Below are 12618 nucleotides of genomic sequence, written 5' to 3'. Positions count from 1 at the left end.
CAACGCGGGATTGGAGCGGCGCGATGAAGATCAATTCCTTCGAACGCCTGATGGTGAACAACCCGATTCGCAACGCTCTGATGAACGCGACCTTTCGCCGATTCGGCGAGTGGTCCGGCACGGGCCGCGCGCTGGACCGCGTGCTTGAGATCGGGTGCGGTTACGGCGAGGGCATCCGCCGAATCGATGCGAACTTTTCGCCGCGCGAGATCGTCTCCTTCGATCTCGACGAGCGAATGGTGGCCGCCGCCGCGCGGCGCACGCGGGACGTGCGCGCGAAGGTGGATCTGAGCGTCGGCGATTCGGAGCACATCGGATTTCCGGACGAGCACTTCGACGCCGTCTTCGAACTGACGATCTTCCACCACATCCCCGACTGGCGCGCCGCTCTCGGCGAGGTCGCCCGCGTGTTGCGCCCCGGCGGGATCTTTTATTTCGAGGACCTGCTGCGCGAGTTTCACTTCGACGTGCCCGTGATCCGTTTCTTCCAGAGCTTCACCGATCATCCGTGGGACACGATTCCGCCAAAGCAGGATTTCCTCGATGCGCTCGCGGGTGTTGGGTTGCATCTCATCCAGGTGCGCGAACCGTGGGTGCGTAGTTGGGTCGTGGGCGCGGCGCGCAAGCCCGATTGACACGGCAACTCAAGGCTGACCAACGTCACAAAGAGGTCAGTTTTCGCGCTTGACCGACCGACCGGAACCTCATTTGCCTTGACACGCCGGAAGGCCGTTCTTACATTGCCATCGTGGTTGTCACCCCTTCCGGACGGAGGACGAAATGGTTGTGAAGCACTACATGCTGCGTCCTGTCGCTCACTGCAGCGAGGGCTGCCCAGCGTAGTCCCGGGCAGGACTTAAAAAGGCCCTTCAAACGAAAATGACCCCGTGCGCCTTCGGGCCGCGGGGTTGTTTTTTACCGTCGAAGCCTTGTCTTTTTGCCGTTCACGAGCAAGATGACTGCCCTTTCCGGGACGGAGAACCAAGATGAGTGCCAAGCTGGAACGTCTGGTGGAACTCGTTCACGACCTCGCATTTCGTGTCGGAAAATTCCGGCTCGCGAGCGGGGCCGAGAGCGATTTTTACGTGGACGTTCGCATGGTGGCGACGCACCCCGAGGGAGCGGCCTTGATCGGCGACTTGCTGCTCGAACGCATCAGGAACCTTTCCCCGACTCCGGTCGCCATTGGCGGGCTGGCACTCGGCGCGGTACCCGTCGCCATGGCGGTCACGGCGCGCAGCGAACAGGCGGGGCAGCCAATCGCCGCGTTCATCGCGCGAAAAGAGGCCAAGGAGCACGGCACGGGGCGACGCATCGAGGGCCATCTACGCGACGGCGACCCGATTGTGATCGTGGATGACACGGTCACCACCGGCGGCAGCACGCTGCAATCCGTGGACGTCGTGATGGAGGCATGTCCGAACTGCCGGGTGGTCGGCGTTTTCGCGGTCGTCGATCGCGAGGAAGGCGGACGCGACCGCATCCTCGCGCGCGGCCTCCCCTTTGACGCGCTCGTCACGCGCTCCGACCTGTTCCGGCACCACGAGCGCGTGACGAAAAGCGAGTGACCACGAGCGTGTGACGAACGTCTGAAACCGGCGCGTTTTCCTTCGCGCCGTTCCCGGGTATCGTGGAGCATCTTGCGGAGTTGTTCATGGGTAGGCCCGATCTCGCGCGCTGGATTGCCGAGCGCGTCGTCATCTTCGACGGCGCGATGGGCACCGAACTGTATCAGCGGCACCAGTTCGTCAACGTGTGCTACGAGCATCTGTGCGTGACGCAGCCCTCGCTGGTGATGGAAATCCACACAGCGAACAAGAACGCCGGCGCGGACGTGCTGACGACCAACAGCTTTGCCGCGAATCGCTACAAGCTCGCGGCGCACCTCCTGGCCGATCAGGCGCGCGAGATCTGCCGCGCTTCCGCCGCGATCGCGCGCGAGGTGGCGCGCGACGACGTGCTGGTCGCGGGCTCGGTCGGGCCGCTCGGTCAGCCGATCGGCGCGGGCGGCATCGACGAGCACGACGCCGACGCGGCGTTCCGGGTGGCGATCGAGGGTCTCGTCGAGGGCGGCGCCGATCTCATCATCTTCGAGACGTTCGCGCGGCGCGCCGATGTGCTGCCGGGCATCCGCGCGGCGGCGCATATCGGCGTGCCCTACATCGTGAGCGCGGCGGTGAATCCGCTGGGGCTCACACGCAGCGGCGAGTCGGTCGAATCCTTCTTCGCGCCTTTCCCGGCCGATCTGCCGCCGCCGGTGATGATCGGGTTCAACTGCGGAGTGGGACCGAGCGAGATGCTCGCGGGGCTCGAGGCATTCATCCCCAAAGCCCCCTACCCCGTGCTCGTGCAGCCGAACGCGGGCGCGCCGCAGATGGTCAACGACCGCATGATCTACATGACGAGCCCGGAGTACCTCGCGACCTACGCGCAGCACTTCGTGCAACTCGGCGCGCGGGGCGTGGGCGGGTGCTGCGGCACGGGTCCCGCGCACATCCGCGAACTCGCGGCCGGCGTGAAGACGATCCATGGCCGCCACGTGCAGATCGTCGAGACGCTGCGCGAGGGCGTTCGCCTCGTCGATCCCAAACCGGCGGGTGAGTGCTCGCGGTTCGGATCGCGGCTCATCGCGGGCGAGTGGGTCGCGACAGTCGAAATCGTGCCGCCGCTGGGGTGGGATCTGGAGAAGACGCTGGAGAAATCGGCGATTTGCCGCGACGCCGGCGTGGACGCGATCAACATCCCCGACGGTCCGCGTGCGAGCTGCCGCATCAGCCCGATGATCACCGCGATCCACATCGAGCAGCAGGTCGGCATCGAGGTCGTGCTCCACGTCACCTGCCGCGACCGCAACGTCATCGGCGTACAGTCCGACTTGCTCGGCTGCGCGGCGGGCGGGCTGCGAAACCTGCTCATCATCACCGGTGACCCACCCAAGGTCGGCGACTACCCCTTCGCCACGCCCGTTTTCGACATCGACTCCATCGGTCTGCTGCGTATCGCGTCGCGCCTCAATCGCGGCGTCGACGTCGGCGGTCAGCCGGTCGTGCCCCCCACGCCGTTCCTGCTCGGCTGCGGAGCGGACCCCTCGCACCTCGATCAGGAGCGCGAGGTCTCACGATTCGCGCAGAAGGTCGAAAACGGCGCGCACTACGCGATCACGCAACCGGTCTTCGATCCCGACGTGCTGCTGCGTTTCATCGACCGCGTGCGCGGGATGGGCATCACGATCCCGATTATCGCGGGGATCTGGCCGCTGGCGTCGCTGCGCAACGCGGAATTTCTCAACAACGAGGTCCCGGGCGTTCACGTCCCCGACAGCATCATGAAGCGCATGGCCGGTGCAGTGACCAAGGAATCGGCGCGAGACGAGGGCATCGCAATCTCGCGCGAAATCCGCGAGCGCGTGCGCCCCTACGTGGCGGGCATTCAGGTGAGCGCGCCGTTCGGAAACGTCCACACGTCCCTGCGGGTGATCGAGCCATGACTGAACCGACGAGCCGTTTTCAGCTCTACGTCTGCGTGAGCTGCGGATACGTGTACGACCCGGCGGTCGGCGATCCCGCGGGGGGAGTCCCGCCGGGTACGCCCTTCGAGGACCTGCCCGCGAACTGGCGTTGTCCGCTGTGCTACGTGGATAAGACCTACTTCGACCCCTACGACGAAGAGTGACGCGCCGGTTTCCGGATTCACCGCCTTATCGCCGCCATCATTACCGACAATTTCCGCGATTCGCTCTATGAGGGCGTTCTTTCTTCAGGAGAAACCCATGGTCGTCATGTGGTCGAATGACTTGATGTTCAAGAGCAAGGTTCGCGAGTCGGCGGGCGGATCGCCCATCGCGTTTGTCGGCACGCTGGAGCAGCTCGTCGCCAAACTCGACGAGGGCGGGGTGTCGCGCGTGCTGGTGGACATGGACGTGAACACGTCCGATCTCGCCGCCGCGATGATCGACATCGTCGCGCACGCCAAGGGTGCCGAACTCGTCATCTTCGGTTCCCACGCGCGCACGGACGTCTTCGCCGCGGCCAAGGCCGCGGGCTTTCACCGAACGCTGGCGCGCAGCCAGTTCGTGAACAACCTGCCCAACTACCTGACCTGAGTCACGCGCGCTTGGCCTGAGCCTTCGTCTGGGCCGTGCGAAGCATCCGACCGAGAGGGTAGTAAGCGATCCTCATCACTACGTTCGGCGTCCACGCCGCGATGCGCATGAGCGCCCAGACGATCCACCCGCGCGTGACGATGGCGCGGCGGCAATCGAGCGCGCGAATCGCCGTCCGCGCGCATCGCGCCGCCGAGATCGTCACGAAACCCGGCGGCTTGAGGCTCGTGAAGTTGTTGACGTTGTCGAGAAACTCCGACTCCACGGGCCCCGGGCACGACTGCGTGACGGTGACGCCGGTCCCCGCGAGGTCGAGGCCGAGCGCCTCGGAAAACCCCGTGACGAAATACTTGGTCCCGATGTAGCCCGCGAAGCCGGGGTTGAAGGTCAGACCGTACGACGAGCTAATGTTTAGAATCGCACCGCGCCGCCGCGCAACCATGCCGCGCACGAATCGGTGCGTGAGAAACAGAAGCGCGCGCACGTTGAGTTCGAGCATGAACTCCATCTTCTCCCACGCGGCGAGATCGAAGCAGCCGAAGTCGCCCACGCCGGCGTTGTTGACGAGCACGTCCACCCCGCCGAAACGCGACTCGGCCTCGTCCGCCATGCGCGCCAGCTCGTCGCGGTCCGTCACATCCACCGCGAAGACGCCGAGGTCGAGCTTCGGATTCGCGGCACGTAGCTCGACCGCGAGTTCGTCCAGCAGACTCTGCCGCCGCGCAACGAGAATCAGCGCCTTGGCGCGCGGGGCGATTTGCCGCGCGACCTCGCGACCGATGCCGGACGACGCACCGGTGACGAGAACCGTTCCGCCGTCGATGGGGGATTTCATGCGTGCTCCTTGCCGGTCTGCTAGGGCTTGATGAGATACGACGAAAACGCGATCAGTTCCGTGAGCGAACCCGTGAAACGCAGTCGCCCCGACGCCAGCGCCTGCGCGGGACCGAGCTCGCCCGACAAAAACGCCTTGAAGTCGGCCTCCGTCGCGTCGAAAGCGAGGCCGGTGGGACCGTCCACCCCCGCGCGCAACTCACCGACGCCGTTGCGGATCATCAGCGTGAACGACTTGCCGCTGTCCGAGAACCGAAACGCGATGGACTTCACGAGTTCGCCGGTGGTCGCCGGATCGAGACGCTCGGGAAACGTGGAGAGCAGTACGTCGATGGGAACATCCGCGAGCGTGCGCGCGTCGATTTGCGGCTTACCCGGCCCCTTCCAATCGCCGCGAAGCTGCGCCGCGCTGACGAGATAGTACCCGCGCGCGTTCATGTTCGTCTCGCGCGCGCCGAGCTCCTCGAACGCGTCCGCCGCGATGGCCCGGGCGGAAGTGTCAGCCGGATCGGCGTTCATCAGATGCGTCGCGAGCTGCGCCGCCCACTGCGCTTCACCGGCTTCGAGCGCCGCGCGCGCCGCCTTCGTCACCGCGTCGCGGCCTCCCATCAGGTCGATGGTACGCCTCGAAGTCTCGGCGGGATGCAGCGGATGGATGTTCGCGGGGTTGTCGTCGAACCAGCCGAAATAACGCACGTAAACGCCGCGCACCGACCACTCCACCGTGCCGTAGGTCTCTTGCAGGTACGGATGATCGCGCAGGTGCTCGGGCAGGCGGATTTCCGCCGCCATCTCGTCGGGCGAATTGCCCTCGTTCGCCATGCGGATCACCGAGTCGTGAACCCACGCGATCGCGTCGCGATACGCCGTCAGCGTCTCCATCACGCGCAGGGCGCCGGTGATCGGCTCGGTGTGCGAAGGCACGAGCGCCTCGGGCTTTCGCTCGCGCATCAGATCGAGCGAGCCGATCCACTCGCGAACCGGCCGCGGTTGCACGCCGCGCAGCGCGTAGAGATTGGGAAACGCGCGATAGATGTTGTCGCCGGGCAGCAGCACGCGAAGGTCAGGCAGCCACACGAAGATCTGGTCGTGCGTCTCGCCGGGCGCTTCGACGAGTTCGAAGGTCACCCCGCCGATATCCATGCGGTGCGTGCCCGCGAAGGTCTTCGTGGGATACAGCAGCGGCGGCACCGCGCCGTCGTCCGCGCGCAGACGCGGGCCGATCGCGTTGCCGGCGACGCGCCCCGGCGCGAGCCCCTCGCCGAACTGCCGCGAACCCCGCCGACGCAGCGTGGTCGAGAGTGACGCGAATTGTTCGCTCAGCATCTCCGGGCCTTTCGATCCGGCCCAGATGTCCTGACCCGCGTCGCGAAAGACGCTCGCGCCGAGAATGTGGTCGGGATGCGTGTGCGTGTAGATCACCGCGAGCACGGGCCCGGGCGCGATGCGGTCGAACTCGGCTCGGATCGTTCGCGCGGCCTCGGCGCTCTCAGTCGTATCGACGATGACCTTGCCGCCGTCCACGACGACCATGATCGAATTCGCGAGCGCGTACCCGAACGCGCAATAAACGCGCTCGTGAACCTTGATGACGCGCGGCGTCCAGTCCGTCGCGTCGGTCGTGGGTGCGGCGGGCGCGGGCGGAGCCTTGGGTTCGGCGCAGGCTGCAAGCGCCAGCACGATCGTAACCACGCACATTCGCCGGATCAATGTCATCGTGGATTCCGCGTCAAGGAATTCGCATTTCAATCCGGTTCGCGGGCCGTGCGCAAGTAGTCCGGGTCCGTCGAACCCGGGACCGCCGAGCGCCAACTCGGCTTTTCGCGAAATTGCCCGCGCACTTTCGTCCCTCGGATGCACTCGGGGCTTCGTTTGCGGCACTGACGGACGGACCGTACGAACAATGTGCTGTTGCGATGTCCGTGCCGCAAACGACCGTGCGCGGGCGTTGCGATGTCCCCGCCGAAATCCCCTCGGATTCCAACCACATATGGACTTCGCGCGCGCGGGGGCCTCAAGATCTTGACGCCCCGGACCCCGCGTGGCAAGAAAGCGGCGCTTCACGAGGCCCACGCGGATCGGGGAACGGACATGTGCGCGCAGGATCCCAGGGCGACGCGGCTCGCCGACTACACCGAGGAACACATCCGGAGCCTCGACTGGCGCGAGCACATTCGCACGCGCCCGGGCATGTACATCGGCAAGCTCGGCGACGGCACCCAGTTCGACGACGGCATCTACGTCCTCGCCAAGGAGGTCATCGACAACTGCGTCGACGAGTTCCTGATGGGCGCGGGGCGCAAGATCGAAATCACCATGAGCGACAAATCGATGAGCATCCGCGACTACGGCCGCGGCATCCCCCACGGCAAGCTCATCGAGTGCGTGGCGCAGATCAACACCGGCGCGAAATACGACAAGGGCGCGTTCTTCCGCTCCGTCGGCCTGAACGGCGTGGGCACCAAGGCGGTCAACGCGCTCTCGACGCGGTTTCTTGTCGAGTCGTACCGCGACGGGCGCGTGAAACGCGCCGAATTTGAGCGCGGCGTTCTGAAAAAGGAACACAAACCCGAGGCCTCGACGAAGCCCTCCGGCACGTACATGGAGTTCGAGCCCGATCCCGCGATTTTCAAGAACTACAAGTACGATCCGCAGTTCATCGAAGAGCGCCTGTGGACCTATGCCTACCTGAACAAGGGCCTGAAGCTGCACTTCAACGGGCAGGTGATCGCGAGCGACAACGGGCTGCGCGACCTGCTCGGCAAGGAGGTGGGCGACTCCGCGCGCTACCCCATCATCCACGTGACGAGCGACGAGATCGAATACGCGGTCACGCACACCGACAATTACGGCGAGTCGTATTTCTCATTCGTCAACGGCCAATACACGCCGGACGGCGGCACGCACCAGGCGGCGTTTCGCGAGGGCGTGCTCAAGGCGTTTCGCGAGTTCTTCAAGAAAGAAGTCGACGCGGGCGACGCGCGCGGCGGTATCGTGGCCGCCGTGCTCGTGCGCATTCACGAGCCGGTCTTTGAGTCGCAGACCAAGACCAAACTCGGCAGCACCAACGTCGCGCCCGACGGCCCGACGGTGCGCTCGTTCGTCATCGACTTCGTGCGCGACACGCTCGATAAATACCTGCACAAGAACGACGACATCGCGAAGGAGATCGGCCGCAAGATCCAGCAAAACGAAAAGGAGCGAAAGGATCTGGCCGGCATCAAAAAGCTGGCGAACGAGCGCGAGAAGAAGGCGAACGTCCACAACCGCAAGCTGCGCGACTGCAAGGTGCACTTCACCGACGCGAACGACGCGGCTCACGAGGCGACGCAGCTTTTCATCACCGAGGGCGACAGCGCCTCGGGCAGCCTCAACAAGGCGCGCGACGTGGCGACGCAGGCCGTTTTCTCGCTCAAGGGCAAGCCGCTCAACTGCTACGGCCTTTCGAAGAAGGTCGTTTATCAGAACGAGGAGCTGAACCTGCTCCAGCACGCGTTGGGGATCGAGGACGACCTCGAAGCCCTGAGATACAACCACGTCGTCATCGCCACCGACGCCGACGTGGACGGCATGCACATCCGGCTGTTGCTGCTCACGTTTTTCCTCCAGTTTTTTCCCGAACTCGTGAAGAAGGGGCACCTCTACATTTTGCAGACGCCGCTCTTTCGCGTGCGCAACAAGAAAGAGACGCGGTACTGCTACTCCGACGAGGAGCGCGTGAGCGCGATCAAGGCGCTCGGGAAGAAACCCGAAATCACGCGTTTCAAGGGCCTCGGCGAAATCTCGCCCGACGAGTTCACGCACTTCATCGGGCGCGACATCCGACTGGAGCGGGTGGACATGCCCGCCGGCACCAAGATCAAGGACCTGCTGGAATACTACATGGGACGCAATACGCCCGAGCGCCGCGACTTCATCACCGACAATCTCGTCATGGAGCCGGTGGACGCGATCGACGCCGTGCCCGCTGATGCCGCTCTCGCCGAGGCGGTGCTATGAGTCGAAAAAAAGAAGTTCCGCCGCCGCCCGCGCCTCCTGCAATCCGCGGCTCGGTCCCGGTCAAGGAGACGTTTCAGGACTACTTTCTCCAGTATGCCTCATACGTCATCACCGACCGCGCGATTCCCGATTTCGACGACGGTCTGAAGCCCGTCCAGCGGCGCATCCTGCACTCGCTGTGGGAGAACGAGGACGGCCGCTTCAACAAAGTGGCCAACATCGTCGGCCACTGCATGAAGTACCACCCGCACGGCGACGCCTCGATCACGAGCGCGCTGGTCGGGATGGGCCAAAAAGACCTGCTGATCGACACACAGGGCAACTGGGGCGATCCGGTCACGGGCGACGACTCGGCGGCGGCGCGGTACATCGAGGCGCGGCTGACGAAGTTCGCGAAGGAGGTCGTCTTCGCGCCGCACCTGACGCGCTACAAACTCAGCTACGACGGACGCAACAAGGAACCGATCACGTTGCCCGTGCGTTTCCCGCTCGTGCTCGCGACCGGCGCGGAGGGCATCGCCGTCGGGTTGACGACGAAGATCCTGCCCCACAATTTTCTCGAACTTCTGGATGCGCAAAAAAAGGCTCTGCGCAAGGAGCCGTTCGAGATCGTCCCCGATTTCCCGACGGGCGGCATCGCCGACGTACAGAACTACAACGACGGCCGCCCGGGCGGGCGCGTCAAGGTCCGCGCGCGCATGGAGACCGACGGAAAGTCGGTCATCATCCGCGAGATCCCCTACGGCACGAACACGCAGGGCGTGATCGACTCGATTATCGACGCGTCGGAAAAGGGCAAGATCAAGCTCGCGCGCATCGACGACAACTCGGCGGCGAAGATCGAGATCGTGGTGACGTTTCAGCGCGGCGTGGACATGGACAAGGCGTTCGACGCGCTTTACGCGTTCACGAACTGCGAGATGTCGCACAGCCCCGTGTGCGTGGTCATCCGCGAGGGCCGGCCCGAGATCGTCGGCGTTTCGGATTACGTGAAATGGAACGCCGAGCAAACGCGCGAACTGCTGAAGCAGGATCTGGAGTACCAGCGCGAGCAGCTCGAAATGCGCTGGCACCACAAGAGCCTCGTGCAGATCTTCGTCGAGAACCGCATCTACCTGCGCATCGAAAAGGCCAAGTCTTGGGAAGCGGTACTCACGCAGATCGACCAGGGACTCGAGCCCTTCAAACCGAAGCTGCGTCGGCCCGTGACGAACGACGACCTCGTGATGCTCACCGAGGTGAGGATCCGCCGCATCAGCGCGTGGGACGCCGAAAAGGCGCGCGAGGAACTGATCGCCATCGAAAACGAACTCAAGGTCGTCAACCGGCACCTGCGCAACGTCACGAAATACGCCATCGACTGGTTCGATCACCTGATCGAAACCTACGGCGAGGGGCGCGAGCGCAGGACGGAACTGACGACATTTGACGCGGTGAAGGCCGTCACGGTCGCGGCGCGCACGCAGAAGCTTTTCGTCGAACGCAGTTCGGGCTTCGTCGGCACCGATCTGAAGAACGCCGAGGAGATCGGGCCTTGCTCGACGATCGACGACGTGCTCGTCATCCTCACGGACGGCGGCCTCGTCGTCACGCGCGTGGACGCAAAGAAATACGTCGGCGAACGCATCCTGCACGCGCAGGTCTTCGAGCAGGAGCACCGCGAAACGATCTTCAACATCGTTTATGAGGACCCGAAGACCGGTAAAGTTTTCGCCAAGCGTTTCACGGTCGGCGGCGTCACGCGCGACAAGCGGTACGAGATCGCGGGGAAGGCGACGGGGAAAATCCTGTATTTCTCGATCGGCGACGAACAGTTCGCATACGTCAAGCTGCGCAAGAAGCCGCGCATCAAGACCGATCTGTACGTGCGTTTCGACGAGATTCTGGTGAAGGGCCGCGGCGCGGGCGGCGTCACCTTGTCGAAACACCGCGCCAGCAGCGCGAGCGCGATCTCGCGCAACGTCTATTGCGATCGCATCGGCGTCGCGCCCGACCAGCTTCCGGCCGCGGATCTCTCTCGTCCCTCGGCGGACGAATCCGACGCAGACGACGACGAGCCCGAGACCAAGCCGGCGACCAAAGTGAGAAAAGCGAACAAACCCGACGACGACGACGACGGCCAGCAGGAGCTTTTCTGAGCGCGCGTCCCGCTGATATGATGGTTGCCCAATTCCGATGGAGGCCCTCATGAGCCGTCGTCTCTCGATCCAGTTCTGCGTGCAGTGAAACTACGAACCCCGTGCGGCCGGTCTGGCCGCCGCGATTCGCGCGCACGATCCCTCGATTTCCATTGATTTCATTCGCGGGGAAAAAGGCATCTTCGACGTCAAACTCGAGGAGCGCCTGATCTGGTCGAAGTATCGGGAGGGACGATTCCCGGAACACACGGAGATCATCGATCTTCTGCGTTAACGACGAACGGGATGCTTCAGGACCGGAGGAATCAGGTTTGATCGCGATCGCGGGTCGGCTCGTCGCCGCCCGCGTCGGCCCCGGCCTGGTAACTACGCAGAGCCGCGCGCCCGGTTTGCAGGCGGTCGAAGCGCTCAACCATCCGGATCATCTCTTCGTGGACGCGTTGCTGGTTCTCGGCACTCGTTTCCGCGAGTCGCGACGCCAGATCGCGGACCATGTCGTCGAGGCGCCGCAGGCGCGCGAGTCCGGGATCGCGCGGATTCGAGACGAGCCGCCGAAACTGTTCGTGAACTAGCGCGTCCATCGCGCGGATTTCGTCGAGCATCGCGGCGGCTTCGTCGGCGAGGGCGTCAAGTCCGGCGCCGTCGGCCGAGCCGAGCAACCGCGCGCGTCGGTCCTCGATCGCCTGAAACTGCTGGAGTGCGCGAAGCAGTCGGGCCGCGTCGCGCTCGAGGTCGGCGTAGCGGTCCGTCACACGCTGATCCGCACAAGGCTGTCGGAGGTCGCGCCCCGGGCCGCCTGTTCGAGCGCGGCGTCTTTTTGGTCGCCCGACTGCTGGCGCGCGGCGAGTTCGGCCCAGGCGGAGCGAAGCGTGTTGGTGACCTTGAGTGCATCGCCGAGGCGCTTCTTGTCGTTACGGATATTCGCATCGATCAGTGCGTCGGAGATGAAGCTGTAGAGACGGTCGAGATTTCGCGCGAGTTCCGGCGCGGGACCGAAATCGAGCGTGTTGCGAAATTCGTTGATGATGGCCAGCGCCTTGCTGATGTATTCGCCCTTGCCCGCCAAGTCCCCCGCGTCGATCCGTTTGACCGCGACGAACATGAACTTGACCGCCGAGTCGTAGAGCATCAGCAGAAGCTGCAGACGATTCGCGGTCGCGACGTCGTTGCGCGTGTAATCCGAGACTTTGTCTTTCGCATAAGAATCCAAGACGACCCCCTCAATTCATCGCATCAGAACAGGCGCAGCGAAGCCACGGACGCGAGCGCGTTGGACGACTGTTGGAGCTGCGAGAGCTGCGCCTCGAGCCGCGTGAACCGCGTCTTGAGCCCCAGCTCGATCCGGTCCATCTGTCGTTCCTTGAACTCGATGCGATTTTCGTAATCGCGGATCGACTCGTTGATCAGGTGTTCCTGGTTTTTCAGCAGTCCGTCGGCATACGACGTGTAACTCGAAAGCCGGCGCTCCAGCGACTCCATCACGCCGACGCCGACGGTGATGTTTCCGTAGGTTCCCGGCGTGTCGCCATCGAACCGGACCATCAG

At 64.3% G+C, this 12618-nt stretch carries 13 protein-coding genes; 8 read left to right on the top strand and 5 right to left on the bottom strand.

Annotation, left to right across the window (positions count from 1 at the left end; translation table 11 throughout):
- Positions 1 to 23: 23 nt before the first annotated feature.
- From IT350_19940 to IT350_19920, 5 genes are all read left to right on the top strand, one after another.
- Positions 24 to 635: a class I SAM-dependent methyltransferase gene (locus tag IT350_19940; GenBank protein ID MCC6160334.1), complete on the top strand. Its 612-nt coding sequence runs from the start codon at positions 24 to 26 to the stop codon at positions 633 to 635.
- Positions 636 to 986: 351 nt separating this feature from the next.
- Positions 987 to 1568: an orotate phosphoribosyltransferase gene (pyrE, locus tag IT350_19935; protein MCC6160333.1), complete on the top strand. Its 582-nt coding sequence runs from the start codon at positions 987 to 989 to the stop codon at positions 1566 to 1568.
- 86 nt (positions 1569 to 1654) lie between these two features.
- Complete coding sequence (locus IT350_19930; GenBank protein ID MCC6160332.1) at positions 1655 to 3487, top strand: bifunctional homocysteine S-methyltransferase/methylenetetrahydrofolate reductase; 1833 nt, start codon at positions 1655 to 1657, stop codon at positions 3485 to 3487.
- Positions 3484 to 3672, top strand: a complete 189-nt coding sequence (locus tag IT350_19925; protein MCC6160331.1) for a rubredoxin — start codon at positions 3484 to 3486, stop codon at positions 3670 to 3672. The genes IT350_19930 and IT350_19925 overlap by 4 nt, the downstream gene beginning before the upstream one ends.
- A gap of 97 nt (positions 3673 to 3769) precedes the next feature.
- Positions 3770 to 4102: a hypothetical protein gene (locus tag IT350_19920; GenBank protein ID MCC6160330.1), complete on the top strand. Its 333-nt coding sequence runs from the start codon at positions 3770 to 3772 to the stop codon at positions 4100 to 4102.
- A gap of 1 nt (position 4103) precedes the next feature.
- Here IT350_19920 and IT350_19915 read toward each other — a convergent pair whose 3' ends face one another.
- Together IT350_19915 and IT350_19910 are read right to left on the bottom strand one after the other, a co-directional pair.
- On the bottom strand, positions 4104 to 4937 hold the full coding sequence (locus tag IT350_19915) for an SDR family oxidoreductase (GenBank protein ID MCC6160329.1): 834 nt from the start codon (positions 4935 to 4937) through the stop codon (positions 4104 to 4106).
- Between the two features lie 20 nt (positions 4938 to 4957).
- Entirely contained in the window at positions 4958 to 6652 is a 1695-nt protein-coding gene (locus tag IT350_19910) for an MBL fold metallo-hydrolase (protein ID MCC6160328.1), read from the bottom strand.
- 375 nt (positions 6653 to 7027) lie between these two features.
- Between IT350_19910 and IT350_19905 the strand changes: the two genes are divergently transcribed.
- From IT350_19905 to IT350_19895, 3 genes are all read left to right on the top strand, one after another.
- Positions 7028 to 8935 (top strand): type IIA DNA topoisomerase subunit B, encoded by a 1908-nt coding sequence (locus IT350_19905; GenBank protein ID MCC6160327.1) that lies wholly within the window; start codon positions 7028 to 7030, stop codon positions 8933 to 8935.
- Positions 8932 to 11073, top strand: coding sequence for a DNA gyrase/topoisomerase IV subunit A (locus IT350_19900; GenBank protein MCC6160326.1), 2142 nt, complete (start codon positions 8932 to 8934; stop codon positions 11071 to 11073). The genes IT350_19905 and IT350_19900 overlap by 4 nt, the downstream gene beginning before the upstream one ends.
- Before the next feature lie 112 nt (positions 11074 to 11185).
- Positions 11186 to 11347, top strand: coding sequence for an Rdx family protein (locus IT350_19895; GenBank protein ID MCC6160325.1), 162 nt, complete (start codon positions 11186 to 11188; stop codon positions 11345 to 11347).
- 31 nt (positions 11348 to 11378) lie between these two features.
- Here IT350_19895 and IT350_19890 read toward each other — a convergent pair whose 3' ends face one another.
- From IT350_19890 to fliD, 3 genes are all read right to left on the bottom strand, one after another.
- The gene (locus IT350_19890; GenBank protein ID MCC6160324.1) at positions 11379 to 11825 is read right to left on the bottom strand and encodes a hypothetical protein; all 447 of its coding nucleotides are present in this window, start codon (positions 11823 to 11825) and stop codon (positions 11379 to 11381) included.
- A complete protein-coding gene (gene fliS, locus IT350_19885; protein ID MCC6160323.1) occupies positions 11822 to 12283 on the bottom strand; it encodes a flagellar export chaperone FliS in 462 nt (153 codons plus the stop codon). Before fliS ends, IT350_19890 begins: the two co-directional genes overlap by 4 nt.
- 23 nt (positions 12284 to 12306) lie before the next feature.
- On the bottom strand, positions 12307 to 12618 hold a 312-nt coding region (gene fliD / locus IT350_19880; protein MCC6160322.1), incomplete at its 5' end, for a flagellar filament capping protein FliD.

It is taken from the genome of Deltaproteobacteria bacterium (assembly GCA_020845895.1).
GTDB lineage: Bacteria > Lernaellota > Lernaellaia > JACKCT01 > JACKCT01 > JADLEX01.
Note: the sequence above shows the minus strand (reverse complement) of the source record. Positions and strands in the feature narration are given on the sequence as shown.